Origin of the sequence: Pseudomonas hunanensis, from assembly GCF_013393325.1 — a bacterium.
Classification (GTDB): Bacteria; Pseudomonadota; Gammaproteobacteria; order Pseudomonadales; family Pseudomonadaceae; genus Aquipseudomonas; species Aquipseudomonas putida_P.
Genome location: NZ_QJRC01000095.1, coordinates 247048 through 262786, shown reverse-complemented (window position 1 = coordinate 262786; position 15739 = coordinate 247048). Strand labels below are relative to the sequence as shown.

General features: G+C 64.0%; 12 protein-coding genes. 11 read left to right on the top strand and 1 reads right to left on the bottom strand.

The window, feature by feature from the left end:
- Positions 1-11 precede the first annotated feature (11 nt).
- The 4 genes from DM807_RS17835 (at position 12) to DM807_RS17820 (ending at position 3515) form a co-directional block, all read left to right on the top strand.
- On the top strand, positions 12-1064 hold the full coding sequence (locus tag DM807_RS17835) for a beta-keto acid cleavage family enzyme (RefSeq protein ID WP_012272450.1): 1053 nt from the start codon (positions 12-14) through the stop codon (positions 1062-1064).
- A 192-nt stretch (positions 1065-1256) separates the two neighbouring features.
- Entirely contained in the window at positions 1257-2537 is a 1281-nt protein-coding gene (locus tag DM807_RS17830) for an MFS transporter (protein WP_012272449.1), read from the top strand.
- A 4-nt stretch (positions 2538-2541) separates the two neighbouring features.
- Positions 2542-3195, top strand: coding sequence for a DsbA family protein (locus DM807_RS17825; protein ID WP_012272448.1), 654 nt, complete (start codon positions 2542-2544; stop codon positions 3193-3195).
- A complete protein-coding gene (locus DM807_RS17820) occupies positions 3192-3515 on the top strand; it encodes a Rieske (2Fe-2S) protein (RefSeq protein WP_012272447.1) in 324 nt (107 codons plus the stop codon). The genes DM807_RS17825 and DM807_RS17820 overlap by 4 nt, the downstream gene beginning before the upstream one ends.
- Before the next feature lie 24 nt (positions 3516-3539).
- On the opposite strand, the gene DM807_RS17815 is transcribed toward DM807_RS17820, so the two are convergent.
- The gene (locus DM807_RS17815; protein ID WP_179027634.1) at positions 3540-4547 is read right to left on the bottom strand and encodes an AraC family transcriptional regulator; all 1008 of its coding nucleotides are present in this window, start codon (positions 4545-4547) and stop codon (positions 3540-3542) included.
- Positions 4548-4740: 193 nt separating this feature from the next.
- On the opposite strand from DM807_RS17815, the gene DM807_RS17810 reads away from it, so the two are divergent.
- The 7 genes from DM807_RS17810 (at position 4741) to DM807_RS17780 (ending at position 15667) form a co-directional block, all read left to right on the top strand.
- Complete coding sequence (locus DM807_RS17810) at positions 4741-5319, top strand: RBBP9/YdeN family alpha/beta hydrolase (RefSeq protein ID WP_060493090.1); 579 nt, start codon at positions 4741-4743, stop codon at positions 5317-5319.
- Between the two features lie 74 nt (positions 5320-5393).
- Positions 5394-7349 carry a DUF1302 domain-containing protein gene (locus tag DM807_RS17805; RefSeq protein WP_179027633.1) on the top strand — a complete coding sequence of 652 codons (1956 nt, stop codon included), beginning with the start codon at positions 5394-5396 and terminating at the stop codon, positions 7347-7349.
- Positions 7350-7387: 38 nt separating this feature from the next.
- Positions 7388-8746 carry a DUF1329 domain-containing protein gene (locus tag DM807_RS17800; RefSeq protein WP_179027632.1) on the top strand — a complete coding sequence of 453 codons (1359 nt, stop codon included), beginning with the start codon at positions 7388-7390 and terminating at the stop codon, positions 8744-8746.
- A 21-nt stretch (positions 8747-8767) separates the two neighbouring features.
- Complete coding sequence (locus tag DM807_RS17795; protein ID WP_179027631.1) at positions 8768-9763, top strand: WD40/YVTN/BNR-like repeat-containing protein; 996 nt, start codon at positions 8768-8770, stop codon at positions 9761-9763.
- Positions 9764-9778: 15 nt separating this feature from the next.
- Complete coding sequence (locus DM807_RS17790; RefSeq protein WP_012272441.1) at positions 9779-12244, top strand: efflux RND transporter permease subunit; 2466 nt, start codon at positions 9779-9781, stop codon at positions 12242-12244.
- Positions 12237-14015, top strand: coding sequence for an acyl-CoA dehydrogenase C-terminal domain-containing protein (locus DM807_RS17785; protein WP_060514551.1), 1779 nt, complete (start codon positions 12237-12239; stop codon positions 14013-14015). Before DM807_RS17790 ends, DM807_RS17785 begins: the two co-directional genes overlap by 8 nt.
- An 11-nt stretch (positions 14016-14026) precedes the next feature.
- Positions 14027-15667, top strand: coding sequence for a fatty acid--CoA ligase (locus tag DM807_RS17780; protein ID WP_179027630.1), 1641 nt, complete (start codon positions 14027-14029; stop codon positions 15665-15667).
- Positions 15668-15739: the final 72 nt, after the last annotated feature.

Here is a 15739-nt window from a genome sequence, read left to right as displayed (position 1 = left end):
AGGACTACAGCATGCAATTCTTCGACGATTCGTTGCACCCGGAAAACATGGAAAAGGTGGTGATCACCGTGGCCCCCTATGGCCCTGAGTGGATGCCCGAAGATTTCCCTGAAGACATTCCGCTGACCATGGACGAGCAGGTGCAAAAGGCCGTCGACTGCTACGAGGCAGGCGCAACCGTGTTGCATTTGCACGTGCGTGAGCTGGACGGCAAAGGCTCCAAGCGGCTGTCCAAGTTCAACGAGCTGATCGCCGGAGTCCGCGAAGCGGTGCCGGACATGATCATTCAGGTTGGCGGTTCGATTTCCTTCGCCCCGGAAGGCGAAGGCGAGGCAGCCAAGTGGTTGTCGGACGACACCCGGCACATGCTCGCCGAGCTGACACCGCGCCCCGATCAGGTCACCGTGGCCATCAACACCACGCAGATGAACATCATGGAGCTGCTGTACCCCGAATACCTCGAGGGTACCTCGCTGGCCAGCCCCGCAATCCACGCCGCCTACAGCGAAATGACCGTACCGGCCGGCCCGGCCTGGGTCCGTGAGCACCTGCGCCGCCTGCAGGCCAGCAACATCCAGCCGCATTTCCAACTGACCGGCATGCATGCCCTGGAAACCCTCGAGCGCATCGTGCGCCGTGGTGATTACATGGGCCCGCTGAACCTGACCTGGATCGGCATTGGCGGCGGTTTCGACGGCCCCAACCCGTTCAACTTCTTCAACTTCATCCACCGCGCACCGGACGGTTGCACCCTGACCGCCGAATCGTTGCTGAAGAACGTGCTGCCGTTCAACACCATGGCCCTGGCCATGGGCCTGCACCCGCGCTGTGGCAACGAAGACACCATCATCGACCAGCACGGCAAACGCTTCACCTCGGTGCAGCAGATCCAGCAGACCGTGCGCGTGGCCCACGAACTGGGGCGCGAGATTGCCAGCGGCAAGGAGGCCCGGGCCATTTACCGCATCGGGCAGCAGTACGACAGTATCGAGCAGACGCTTAAAGCCAATGGCATGGCGCCGAACCGCCAGGCGGGTGAGAAGGGTGTGCCGCAGCGTACTTGATACAAACGTTGGCACGGCCAGATGAGTGCGGCCTTGCGTCGCGATAGGGCTGAAAAAGGTGCATCTGCACTGAAATCCTGGGGCTGCGTTGCAGCCCTATCGCGACACAAGGCCGCTCCCACAGGGGCCGACCAAGCTTGAGCAGTAGTGCATAACAACAAGAAAAACCCACACCACACCCAAGGAGGCAACATGGCCACCTATCTCGCCAGTGCCGAAGACTCCGGCACCGACACCGCCCACAGCGTCCCCCGGCGCTACGCCTGGGTGGTGTTTGCCCTGACCTTCGGCCTGTTGATCTCCGACTACATGTCGCGCCAGGTGCTCAATGCGGTGTTCCCGCTGCTAAAGGGCGAATGGGCGCTCAGCGACAGCCAGCTCGGCTTGCTCAGCGGCATCGTCGCGCTGATGGTCGGCCTGCTGACCTTTCCACTTTCCTTGTTGGCCGACCGCTTCGGCCGGGTACGCAGCCTGGTGTTGATGGCAGTGTTGTGGAGCCTGGCCACGCTCGGCTGTGCCCTGGCGGAAAACTACCCGCAAATGTTCATTGCGCGCTTTTTGGTCGGGGTTGGCGAGGCAGCCTATGGCAGTGTCGGCATTGCCGTGGTGGTCGCAGTGTTCCCCCGCGACATGCGCTCGACGCTGGCCGGGGCGTTCATGGCCGGCGGCATGTTCGGTTCGGTGCTGGGCATGGCCTTGGGCGGCGTGCTGGCCCAGCATTTGGGCTGGCGCTGGGCATTTGCTGGCATGGCATTGTTCGGCCTGGTGCTGGCGATGGTGTATCCGATGATCGTCAAGGAGGCGCGCATTGCACCCAAGTGCGCGCAGCAGGCGCTCGACAAGGCCAGCCGCCCGCTGCGCACGCTGTACAGCAGCCGGTCGGTCATCGCCGCCTATGTCGGCAGCGGCCTGCAACTGTTCGTCGGTGGCACCCTGATCGTGTGGATGCCCAGTTACCTCAACCGCTATTACGCCATGGGTACCGACCGTGCCGGGGCAATCGCCGCCGTCATCGTGCTGTGCAGCGGTATCGGCATGATCCTCTGCGCCATGCTCTGCGACCGCCTTGGGCGACAGCGCCCGGACCGCAAGATCAGCCTGGCCATCGCCTACTGCCTGGGCAGTTGCATGCTGCTGAGCATTGCCTTTGCGCTGCCTGCCGGCACCGCGCAACTGGTACTGATTTGCCTGGGCATGATGATCGCCGCCGGTACCAATGGCCCGTCCAGCGCCATGGTTGCCAACCTTACCCATGCATCGGTGCATGGCACGGCATTCGCCACCCTGACCCTGGCCAACAACCTGCTGGGCCTGGCCACCGGGCCACTGATCACGGGCCGGGTGTCCGACTTGATCGGGCTGCAGGCCGCGCTGCAATTGGTGCCGCTGATCAGCATCGCGGCGGCGGCCGTGTTCTTTATCGCCAAGCGTCACTACCACCGCGACATGGACCGTCTGCGCTCCAGGAGTTGAAACTGTGAAACAGCTGTTGTCCATCGAAGTGTTTTTCGATTTCGTCTGCCCTTGGTGCCTGATTGGCCAGCGGCACCTGCAAGCGGCCTTGTTGCTGCTGCAGCGTGAGCAGCCACAGGTCCAGGTGCAGATACACTGGCGGGGCGTTCAGTTGCTGCCGGGGCTGCCTGCCAACGGGGTGCCTTTCAATACCTTCTACCTGCAACGCCTGGGCAGCGAGCAGGCGGTACGCGAGCGCCAGGCTCAGGTGCGTGCTGCTGCCAGTGTGGTGGGCGAGGACATCGATTTTTCGCGCATCCGTCGCATGCCCAATACCGGCAATGCCCACCGCTTGATGCAACGGGCCGGCAGCCTGCTCAGCGCGCCGCAGCAGGAAGCGTTGCTGGCGCAACTGTTCATTGCCTATTTCCACCAGGGCCGCGACCTGGGTGATAGCCGCACATTGCTCGGCATCGCCCAGGGTTGCGGGCTTGAGCCCGGGCAGGTGATCGACTGTTTGCGTGACGATGGCAGCCCGTTCCTTGACGGTGCAGGGCGAGCGGGCAGCGCCGTACCACGCTATCGCTTCAACCAGGGCCCGCTGCTTGCCGGGGTGCGGCCAGCCGAGGCGCTGTTTGCCGCCATGAATGACGCCTTGCAAGCGGTGGTGCAGGCATGAACCGGCGTATCGCACTGAGCCCTCAGCAACTGCCGGAGCGCAATGGCCGGGTGCTGCTGGCCTGCGAGGGCCGCAGCGTGGCCTTGTTCAATGTCGCCGACACGCTATACGCCATCGACGACAGTTGCCCGCACCAGGGCGCGTCGTTGTGCGGTGGGCGCCTGGAAGGGCGGGTCATTCAGTGCTGTGCGCATGGTCTGCGCTTCGACCTGGCCAGCGGCTACCTGATCAACTCCAAGGCCTTGAAAGTCGCCAGCTACCCGATCGAGCAACAGGATGGGCAGGTCTTTATCGTGCTGGACGGCGAAGCGGCGTCTTGAACCGCCGCCAAGACCACCATGGGCTCATGGCTGCGGCGTGTGCTGAACCCGCCAAACAGCCGGTGGCATGCCGAACTGGGCGATGAACCAACGGGTGAACGAACTGGGCATCGAGTAACCGAGCATGTCGGCGATGCGCCCCAGCGAGTAGCCGGGGTTTTCCAGGTAGCGCATCACCAGGTCGCGGCGCACGTTGTTGATCAGGTCCTTGAACGTCAAACCATTTTCTTCCAGCCGCCGCTGCAATGTACGCACGTTCATGCCCTGGGTCTGCGCCACCTGCTCGATGGTGGCACGGCCCATGGGCAGCAGCAGGTAGATGGTTTTACGCAGTTCCAGTTCCAGCGACGGTACGCCGCTGGCCGGCAGCGTGTCGAGGTAGCGCCGTGCCAGGCGGGCCATGGCTTCGTTGGCCTGCGGGCTGGCGCTGTCGAGGTCGGCGGCGGGGCAGACGATACCGTTGAACTCGCTGCCGAACACCAGCGTGCAGCCGAAGATGCGCCGATGAATGGCGGGGTCGGCGGGGGCCGCATGCGTGAAGTTGGCACTGATCGGGTGCCAGTGGGCGCCCAGCAGTGCCGCGCACAAGCGCATCATCACGCCGATGGCCAACTCGGTGGCCTGGCGGCTGCAGGGCGCGCGTTCGTTGATCACCTCTTCGCGAATGATCACGGTCTTGCCGGCTTCTTCGATATGAATGGCCAGCGCGTCATTGAGCAGGTGGCGGTATTGCACGATCACCTGCAGCGCATCGCGCAGGTTGCGTTGGTGGCTGAGCAACAGGCTGATTTCGCCGAAGTCCGATAGCTGGCGCAGCTCGGCCATGCGCAACCCAAAACTCTCGCACTTCGTGGCGCTGGCGGAAGCTTCCAGCAAACTGATGACGCTGGCCACCGGGATACGCCGGTTGGGGTCGTCGAGCAAGGCGGCGTTAAGGCCGACCTGCGCAAGCAGTGCATGGGGGTTGAGGCCCAGATGGCGGGACACTTCCAGGTAGTTGGTCAAGCTGGCGGCACGAACGAGAGCAGGCATTTTTTATTGTTGTCCCTAAAGCCGGGGTTTGCAGGGCCACTGGTTTTATAGCCTGCGTGTCATCAATTGAAAAGCAAAGCCCTGTTTATGTGGTTGTCATCAAATGAAAAGCGCCTGACGCCCAATGTAAAGCACCCCGGTGGAGGCCTGTTTACTGTGAACTTCAAGCGCTAAACCGCACACGAGGTTCACCGTGGAAAAACTGCAAACCACAGCCACCGTGCTGATTGTCCCTGGCCTGCGCGGCCACGTGGCCGAACACTGGCAGACCCTGCTTGCCGGCCGCCTGGCCAAGGTGCGCAGCGTACCGCCGCTGGAAGTCGACGGCCTGTGCTGTAACGCGCGGGTCGAGGCAATCCAGCGCGAGCTGGAACAGGTCGATGGCCCGGTGCTGCTGGTGGCACACAGTGCCGGCACATTGATGGTCGCCCACTGGGCGGCGCGCTACGGGCGGGCGATCAAGGGCGCATTGCTGGCGGCCCCACCTGACCTCGACGCCCACTGGCCCGAGCATTACCCAAGCCCGGCCAGCCTGGCCGAGATGGGCTGGTCGCCACTTCCACCTACGCCGCTGCCCTTTCCCAGCATTGTCGCGGCCAGCAGCAATGACCACCTCGCCAGCTACGCCGCTGCCGGTGAGCTGGCCCGGCGTTGGGGCAGCGAGCTGGTCAACCTGGGCGCCGTTGGCCACCTCAACCCGGCTTCCGGTTTCGGCCCTTGGCCGTTGGCCGAGGCGTTGATCCGCCGACTGGACGCCGCAAACCTGCAGTAACGCATGGACGCCCCAGCCACGCCCGCAACAGACGGGCGGCGTAAAAAACAATAACAATACGTGGAGCCATCGTAATGCCAGAACACCGCATTCACCGTGCTGTGAAACCACAGCGCTGCCTGCTCGCCTGCGCCATCGGCCTGCTCACGCTGCCCGCCGCCCAGGCGTTCGAAGTCGATACCGGCCATGAAGACTGGGCCGTGCGCTTCGACAATACCGTCAAATACAACTACGGCGTGCGTACCGAGAGTGCCGACAAGCGCCTGCTGGGCACGCCCAACAGCAACGACGGCGACTACAACTTCCGCAAGGCCGGCACCAACATCACCAACCGGGTCGACCTGCTGACCGAGCTGGATGTGGTGTACCAGGGCAACAGCGGTTTTCGCGTCAGCACTGCCAGCTGGTACGACAAGGCCTATGACAACACCGGCTCCAACAGCAACCCATTCGTCAACGGCAACGGTGACCAGTCGGGTATCAACCCCAGCCTCAATGGCCTGCCTGGGACCAGCATCCCGCTAGGCAGCCCACACCTGAGCAACTACGCCCAGCGTTACTACAGCGGCCCGTCTGGCGAAGTGCTGGATGCCTTCGTGTTCATGAGCCGTGACGTGGGCGAAGCGTCGCAGGTCAGCGCCAAGCTGGGCCAGCACAACCTGTTCTGGGGTGAAACCTTGCTCAACCCGGTGCATTCGCTGAGTTATGGCCAATCAGGCCTGGACCTGGCCAAGCTGGCGGCCTCGCCGGGCACCGAGGCCAAGGAGCTTTTCGTACCCCGCAACCAGCTGTCGACCGCGTTCCTGGTCAACTCCGAGCTCACCCTGGGTGCCCAGTACTTCTTCGACTGGGATGCCGCCCGGCTGCCTGAAGCCGGCACGTACTATGGCGGCTCTGATGTGGTGGGTGAGGGCGCGCAGAGCTTCCTGTTGGGCCACACCGGTACGCCGGGGTTGATCCCGGTGCGCGGTGCGCTCACCACCATTCGCCGCGGTCATGACCTGACCCCCGGCAAAAGCGGTGACTGGGGCATCATGGCCAAGTGGTCGCCAGAGTGGCTGGGCGGCACCCTCGGCTTCTACTATCGCAAGACGTCCGAGATCCTGCCCCAGGCCTGGCTCGATGCGCGCGGCATGACCGTGGCCAACGGCCCATTCGGCAACCCACCGGGCAGCCGCCAAGGCGCGATCGGCAACCTCTACAACTCGCTGCAAAGCACCACTTACCAGTTTGCCTACGCCGACAACATCGACATTTATGGGCTGAGCCTCTCCAAGGATGTGGCGGGCATCAGCGTCGGCAGCGACCTGAACATCCGCCACAACATGCCGCTGGCGAGCATTCCGGCAATCGTCAGCGCCCCCGGCCAAGGCGGCCTGGGCGGCGGCTTTGGCCTGCTGCCGGCACGGCTGCCCAGCAGCGGGGTGATCTACGACGTGCCCAAGGATGGCGACAGCCTGAGCGCCACCGGCGACACCTTGCACTTCACCCTCAACGGCCTGATGACGATTGGCGACACACCGCTGTTCGACTCGGCAACCCTGCTGGGCGAACTGTTCTACAGCAACCTGCTCAAGCTCGATAGCCACAACGAAGCTTTGTACAAAGGCAAGAGCAGCTACCGCGGCATCGACAAGGCCACCCGCGACAACTGGGGCATCGCCGTCAATTTCACCCCTACCTGGTACCAGGTGTTTCCGGGCATGGACCTGAGCATGCCGCTTTCGGTCAACGTCGGCATCGACGGTGTATCGCCGGTGCAGGGTGGCGGTGCCGAGAACACTGGCAACTACGCGGTGGGTTTCAGCGCTGCGATCTACAACCAGTACTTCGTCGACCTCAAGTACGTCGACAGCTTCGGTGAGACCAAGGCCTGCAAGGACGGCCAGACCGACGGCAGCACCCCCAATGCCCTGGACGGCGAACAGGATTACACCTGCTACGGCGGCGGCTACGCCTCCTTCTCGGGGGGTGGTGCCACCACTGAAGACCGTGGCGCCCTGTACCTGACCGTCAAGACGACCTTCTGAGTCATGTTTCCTACCGCCTACACAGGAAGACAACCATCATGAATTTCGTACGTACCCTGCTTGCCTCGTGCCTGTCGCTGGCCGCGCTCAATGCCGCCCAGGCGGCCGTTTCCCCTGACCAGGCTGCACACCTGGGCAGCAACCTGACCGCCATCGGCGCCGAAAAGGCCGGCAATGCCGACGGCTCGATCCCGGCCTACCAGGGCGGCCTGCAAACGCCCCCGGCCAGCTACCAGAGCGGTGCCAGCATGCGCCCGGACCCGTTTGCCAGCGAGAAGCCGCTGCTGGTGATCGATGGCAAGAATGCCGATCAGTACAAGGCTCAGCTGACCGCCACCACCCTGGAACTGCTCAAGCGCTATCCCAGCTACCGCGTCGACGTGTACCCGACGCATCGCAGCGTAGCGCTGCCGCAGGCGGTGCTCGACAACACCCGCAAGAACGCCACCGCTGCCAAAAGCCAGGAGGGCGGCACTGCGGTAGACAACGTGCTGCCGGGTATCCCGTTCCCCATTCCGCAGAACGGCGCCGAAGCCATGTGGAACTTCCTGCTGCGTTACCAGGGCGTGAGCATGACCGCCAAGTACGACTCGTGGAACGTCGACGCCGCCGGCAAACCATCGCTGTCGACCACTGGCCAGGCCAACATCAGTTACCCGATTTACGAGGACATGGCCAAGCCGATCGGCGCCAAGGACACCTACTACCAGATGAAACTGGTGTACACCGGGCCCGCACGCCGTGCCGGTGAAGCGATGATGCTGCGCGACGCCGCAAACCCGCTGGTGCAGCCACGCAACGCCTGGCAATACCTGCCAGGCCAGCGCCGGGTGAAGCTGGCGCCCAACCTGGCCTACGACACGCCCAACCCGGGCACCTCCGGCTCTGGCACCTACGATGACGTGTTCGTCTTCAACGGCGCGCTGGACCGCTACGACTGGACCCTGGTGGGCAAGCAGGAAATGTACGTGCCGTACAACACCTACCAGCTGACCTACAACACCGACGTCAAGCAGGTGATCACGCCCAACCACCTGGCACCGCAGTTCGTGCGCTGGGAAAAACACCGCGTCTGGGTGGTGGAAGGCAAGCTCAAGGACGGCGCACGCCACATCTACCACAAGCGCCGCTTCTACCTTGACGAAGACAGCTGGATCGCCATTGCCTCCGACCAGTACGACGCCCGTGGCCAGCTGTACCGGGGCTCGTTCGCCTTCCTGACCCAGAGCTACGACAAGCAGACCCCGGACGCCACGCCGTTCATGATCTACGACCTGATCGGCGGCACCTACAACCTCAACGGCGTGGTCGGTGCCTATGGTGGCATCCGCTACATCGAGCCGCTGTCGAAAACCCAGTGGTCGCCCGAGTCACTGGCCGGCAATGGCATTCGCTGAACCATGGAGCAGAGGTTGCCAATGTCTGTCTTCAAACGATGCAGCGTGGTGATGTTGGCCCTGGCCGCGCTGCAGGGCGCGGCACAGGCGGCGCCATTCACCGATGTGCTGGATGTGCCCGCCATGCCCAGCACCCTGGCCAGCAGCAGCGCCCTGCGTGATGTGACCTTGGCCGGGCAGCGCCTGGTCGCGGTCGGCCCACGCGGGCATATCCTCTATTCCGACGACCACGGCGCGCACTGGCAGCAGGCCCAGGTGCCGGTCAGCGCCGACCTGAATGCGGTGAGCTTTGCCACGCCTGAACTGGGCTGGGCGGTCGGCCATGATGGCGTGGTACTGCACACCCGTGATGCTGGCGTGCACTGGCAAAGGCAGCTGGATGGTCGAGCGTTGGCTGAACAGCTGCCCGGCGCTGGCACCGACAATGCCTTGCTCGATGTGTGGTTCAGCGATGCTTGTCATGGCTACGCGGTGGGCGTGTTCAACCTGCTGCTGCGCACCACGGACGGCGGCGAGCACTGGCAGCCCTGGCTCGACCACAGCGACAACCCGCAAGGCCTGCACCTGACCAGCCTGGCCGCAGTGGCTGACAACCTGTACATCACGGGCGAGCAGGGCTTGCTGTTGAAGTGGAACGGCGAGCGCTTCAGCCGCGTCGATACCCCCTACGCCGGCACTCTGTTCGGCGCCATCGGCAAGCCCGGTGTGCTGCTGATATACGGCCTGCGCGGCCACGCTTATCGCAGTACCGATGGCGGCGAGCAGTGGCAGCCGGTCGACACGGGCGTCAATACCAGCCTCACCGCCGCCGGTATCGATCGCGACGGGCAGCTGTGGCTGGCCAGCCAGGCCGGCGACCTGTTGCTCAGCCGCGACGACGGCGCCAGCTTCCGCCCGGTGCCACAAAGCGCCCGTGGCCCGGTGACCGCACTCGCCAGCGATGCCGACAACGGCCTGGTGCTGGTGGGCGAGCGGGGCGTGCGCAACCTGTTCGGTAACCCCACGCCGCACCCATAACAAGAGAAGACCCTGATGGCCGCTAACCGCCAAGATACCCTTCCGGTAATCCGCAACCTTGCCGATTTCGACCCGCGCTCGGGCAATGGCCTGGAACGCCTGGTGTTCAACCACCGCCTGCCATTTCTGCTGTGCATGCTGTTGGCGACACTGGTGCTGGGCTTCATGGCGCTGACCCGCCTGGAGCTGCGCCCCAGCTTCGACAAGATGCTGCCGCAGAGCCACCCCTACATCCAGAACTACCTGGCCAACCGCACCTCGTTGCGCGGCCTGGGCAATGCGGTGCGAGTGGTGGTGGAAAACACCCAGGGCGATATCTTCGACCCCGGCTACCTGCAGACCCTGCGCCACATCAATGACGAGCTGTTTCTCAGCCAGGGCGTGGACCGGGCCTGGGTGAAGTCGCTGTGGAGCCCGGCGGTGCGCTGGACCGAAGTTACCGAGGAAGGTTTTCAAGGTGGCCCGGTCATGCCCGACGGCTATCAGGGCGCGGCTGGCGACATCGAACAGCTGCGGCAAAACATCGAGCGCGCCAACATCGTCGGCAGCCTGGTAGCGCGCGACTTCAAGTCGAGCATGCTGGTGGTGCCGCTGCTCGACCAGGACTCAGCCACCGGCAAAGGCCTGGACTACCATGCCTTTTCGCAAAAGCTCGAACAGTTGCGCAGCCAGTACCAGGCCAGCGGCCAGTACCGCATTCATGTGATCGGCTTTGCCAAGCTGATGGGCGACCTGATCGACGGATTGATCCAGGTGATGGCGTTCTTTGCCCTGGCGGTGCTCACCAGCCTGGTGATCATCTACTGCTACACCCGCTGTGTGCGCAGCACCTTGCTGGTGGTGCTGTGTTCGCTGACTGCGGTGGTATGGCAGCTGGGTATCGTCGCCTGGTTGGGTTATGCCATCGACCCGTACTCGATCCTGGTGCCGTTCCTGATCTTCGCCATCGGCGTGTCGCATGCCGCGCAAAAGATGAATGGCATCCTCCAGGACATAGGCCGTGGTACCCATCGGCAGATTGCCGCCCGTTATACGTTCCGCCGCCTGTTCGTGGCAGGGGTCACCGCATTGCTGGCCGATGCCGTGGGCTTTGCCGTGCTGATGCTGATCGACATTCCGGTGATCCAGGACCTGGCAATTACCGCCAGCATTGGTGTGGCGGTGCTGATCTTCACCTCATTGCTGTTGATGCCCGTGGCACTGTCCTATGTCGGTGTGGGCCGCCAGGCTGCCGAGCGGGCGCTGCGCATCGATGCCCGCGCGGATCAACACCGTGGCTTCGGCCGGCTGTGGGACTTGCTTGACCGCTTCACGCAACGCAGGTGGGCCAGCGCTGCGCTGCTGGTTGCCCTGGCCTTGGCCGCCCTTGGTATCTGGGGCAGTCTGCAGTTGAAAATCGGCGACCTCGACAGCGGCGCCCCCGAGCTGCGCGCGGATTCGCGCTACAACCTCGACAACGCCTACATCACCCAGCATTACGCACTGTCCAGCGACACCTTCGCAGTCATGGTCAAGACCGCCCCCGAAGGCTGCCTGCAATACCAGACCTTGATCCTCGCTGATCGCCTGGCCTGGGAGCTGCAACAGTTGCCGGGTGTGCAGACCACCGTGTCGCTGGCCAACGCCGTGCGCCAGATCACCGCCGGTACCTACGAAGGCAACCCGCGCCTGAACAGCCTGCAGCGCAACCAGGACGTGCTCAACTACGCCGCGCAGCAAGCCTCGGTCAACGCACCGGAGCTGTTCAACAACGATTGCTCGCTGATGCCGGTGATCGCCTACCTCAAGGACCACCGCGCCGACACGCTGGCCCAGGTCGCCGCAACGGCCGAGCGCTTCGCCCAGGCCAACGGCAGCGCCGAGCATCAGTTTCTGCTGGCGGCCGGCAGCGCCGGTATCGAAGCCGCCACCAACGTGGTGGTGCGCGAGGCCAACCACCGCATGCTGTTGCTGGTTTACCTGGCGGTGACGCTGTTCTGCCTGATCACCTTCCGCAGTTGGCGTGCCACGCTGGTGGCGATTCTGCCGTTGATGCTCACCTCGGTGTTGTGCGAGGCGCTGATGGTGGCCATGGGCATTGGTGTCAAAGTTGCCACCTTGCCGGTCATCGCCTTGGGCGTGGGTATTGGCGTGGATTACGCGCTGTACCTGCTTAGCGTGCAGCTGCATTACCAGCGCGCCGGCCTGAGCCTGGCCCAGGCTTATCAGAAAGCCGTGGCTTTCACTGGCCGGGTGGTAGGGCTGGTCGGTATCACCTTGGCGGCCGGCGTGGTCGGCTGGGCCTGGTCACCGATCAAGTTCCAGGCCGACATGGGCTTGCTGCTGACCTTCATGTTCCTGTGGAACATGCTCGGCGCGCTGGTGCTGATACCGGCGCTGTCGCACTTTCTTCTGCGCGGCGTGGGCCCCCAGGCAACTGCCGAAGCCCAGGCCAAAGCCCATTCGAAAACCCAAGAAAGCGAGTGTTCGCCTCATGTCTGATTACCTTCCGCCACTGCGTGACATGGATTTTCTGTTGAACGAAGTGTTCGACATCCCGACCTGGTGGGCGCAAACGCCCGCACTGGCCGAGGTGGTCGACGGCGACACGGCCCGGGCCATACTCGAACAGGCCGGCAAGCTGATCGCCGAGCGGGTAGCGCCGCTCAACCGCAGTGGCGACGAGCAGGGCTGCCGCTGGGAGGCTGGCCAGGTACGTACTCCCGATGGTTTCGCCGATGCCTATCGGGCATTCGCCACCGACGGCTGGGTAGGTGTGGCCGGGGCCCCGGAATACGGTGGCATGGGCATGCCGAAGGTGATCGGTGCTCAGCTCGAGGAGATGCTCAATGCCGCCAATCTATCGTTCGGCCTGTACCCAATGCTGACCGCCGGGGCCTGCCTGGCACTGCTCAACCATGCCAGCGAGCCGCTGAAGGCGCTGTACCTGCCGCCGATGTACCAAGGCCGCTGGACCGGCTCCATGTGCCTTACCGAACCGCACGCTGGCACCGACCTGGGGCTGATCCGCACCCGCGCGGAGCCCATCGCCGAAGGTTGCTACCGCATCAGCGGCACGAAGATCTTCATCACTGGCGGCGAGCAGGACCTGACCGAAAACATCATCCACCTGGTGCTGGCGCGGCTGCCCGATGCGCCCGCTGGGCCCAAAGGTATCTCGCTGTTTTTGGTGCCCAAGGTGCTGGTCGACGCCGACGGTGCGCTGGGCGAGGCCAACGCGGTAAGTTGCGGCTCTATCGAGCACAAGATGGGCATCAAGGCCTCGGCCACCTGCGTGATGAACTTCGATGGCGCCACCGGCTACCTGGTCGGCGAGCCGAACAAGGGCCTCAATGCCATGTTCACCATGATGAACTACGAGCGCCTGGGCGTGGGCATCCAGGGCCTGGCCCTGGGCGAGCGCTCCTATCAGGGCGCCATCGCCTATGCCCGTGATCGCCTGCAAGGCCGCGCGCCGACAGGCGCCGAAGCACTGGCGCAGCATGCCGACCCGATTGTCGTCCACCCGGACGTACGCCGTATGTTGCTGACCATGAAAGCGCTGAACGAAGGTGGGCGGGCGTTTTCAACCTACGTTGCGTTGCAGCTGGACCTGGCCAAGTACAGCGATGACCCGGCTGCCTGCGCCAAGGCCGAAGCCAAGGTGGCGTTGCTTACACCGGTGGCCAAGGCCTTCCTCACCGACATGGGGCTGGAGACCACCGTGCACGGCCAGCAGGTACTGGGTGGCCACGGCTATATCCGTGAGTGGGGCCAGGAGCAGTTGATACGTGACTGCCGCATCACCCAGATCTACGAAGGTACCAACGGCATCCAGGCCCTCGACCTGGTCGGGCGCAAGCTGTTGGGTGATGGTGGCAAGGCTTACCTTGGCGTGTCTGACGAAATGGTCGCCTTTGCCGAGGCGCTGCCGGTGGAGCACGCCGAGTTCGCTGCGCCACTGCTGGCTGCCGTGCACAACCTCGACGAACTGAGCGCTTGGTTGCTCGACCGTGGCCAAGGCAACCCGCGCGAGCTTGGCGCGGCGGCGGTGGAGTACCTTCAGGTGTTTGGCTACACCCTCTACGCCTACCTGTGGGCGCGCATGGCTGTGGTGTGCCTGGCCCATGCGGCACCTGAACCGTTCCACCTGAGCAAGCTCGGCACCGCGCGCTTCTACTTTGCCCGCCTGCTGCCACGCATCCACTCGCTCAGCGCCAGCGTGAGGGCCGGCAGCGATAGCCTGTACCTGCTCGAGGCCGGGCAACTGTGAAGGCCACCCACATGATCACTACCCGCGTCATGCCCCCGGCCGAGCAGGCCTATGCGTACCCGCTGCTGATCAAGCGCCTGCTGTTGTCGGGTGTGCGCTACCAGCCCAACCAGGAAATCGTCTACGCCGACAAGCTGCGCTACACCTACACCACGTTGCTGGAGCGTATTCAACGGCTGGCCAACGTGCTGAGCGCTGCCGGGGTCCAGCCTGGCGACACCGTGGCCTTGCTCGACTGGGACAGCCACCGCGCATTGGAGTGTTTCTTCGCCGTACCCATGCTGGGCGCAGTGTTGCATACGGTAAACGTGCGGTTGTCCAGCGAGCAGGTGCGCTACACCATGAACCACGCCGAGGACCGGCTGGTGCTGGTGCACGACGACTTTCTGCCGTTGATGCAGCAGCTGCGCGCCGACCTGCCGACAGTGAAGGGCTTCATCCGCCTGAGTGACGGCGGTCACGCCGCGCAAGGCGTGCCTCTGCTGGGCGAGTACGAAACCATGCTGGCGGCTGCAGAACCGTACTTCGAATTCCCGGACTTCGACGAAAACTCGCTGGCCACGCTGTTCTATACCAGCGGTACCACCGGCAACCCCAAGGGTGTGTACTTCAGTCACCGGCAACTGGTGCTGCATACCCTGGTCGAGCAGGGCACTTTGGCCGCGTGCGGTGAGGTACCGCTGCTGCGCACCGGCGATGTGTACATGCCGATCACGCCCATGTTCCATGTGCATGCCTGGGGCGTGCCTTACGTGGCGACGGCACTTGGCATCAAGCAGGTCTACCCGGGGCGCTACGAGCCCAACCGCCTGGTGCGCCTGTTCCATGAGGAGGGAGTGACCTTCTCCCATTGCGTGCCAACGGTGCTGCAGATGATGCTCGACAGCGAGCAAGGGCGCCGCACCGACCTTGCCGGCTGGAAAATGCTGCTGGGCGGCAGCGCGCTGACCCTGGGCCTGGCCCAGCGCGCCAGCGAGCGCGGCATCAGCGTGCACTGTGGTTACGGCATGTCGGAAAGCTGCCCGCTGCTCAGCATCACCTACCTGAGTGCCGAGCTGCTGGCAAAGCCCATGGCGCAACAATTGCCGTTGCGCATCGATGCCGGTGTGCCGATTGCCATGGTGGACCTGCGTATCGTCGACAGCGAGGGCCGGGAGGTGCCGCACGACGGTGAAAGCCTGGGTGAAGTCGTGGTGCGCGCGCCTTGGCTGACCCAAGGCTACCTGCACGAACCGGAGCAAGGCGCAGCACTGTGGCTGGGGGGCTGGATGCACACCGGTGACCTGGCTTGTATCGATGCGGCGGGCGTGGTGCGTATCCGCGACCGGATCAAGGACGTGATCAAGACCGGTGGCGAGTGGGTCAGCTCGGTAGCGCTGGAAAACCTGATCAGCCAGCACCCGTTTGTCGCCTCGGTGGCTGTCGTCGGTGTTCCTGATCCACAGTGGGGGGAACAACCCTTGGCCCTGGTGGTCTGCTGTGAGGGTGTGCAACTGGACCAGCCGTCATTGGCCAGGCACCTGCAGCCGTTTGTCGACAGCGGGCACTTGAACAAATGGGCGATACCACGGCAGTTGCGTTGTGTGGACGAGATCCCCCGGACCAGTGTCGGCAAGATCGACAAGAAACGCATCCGCCAGACGGAAGTCTAGCGTTGGCTTGCGTTTTTCTGGGGCTGCGCAGCGGCCCCAAAACCCCGCCAAACAAGGGATGGCGGTTGACTG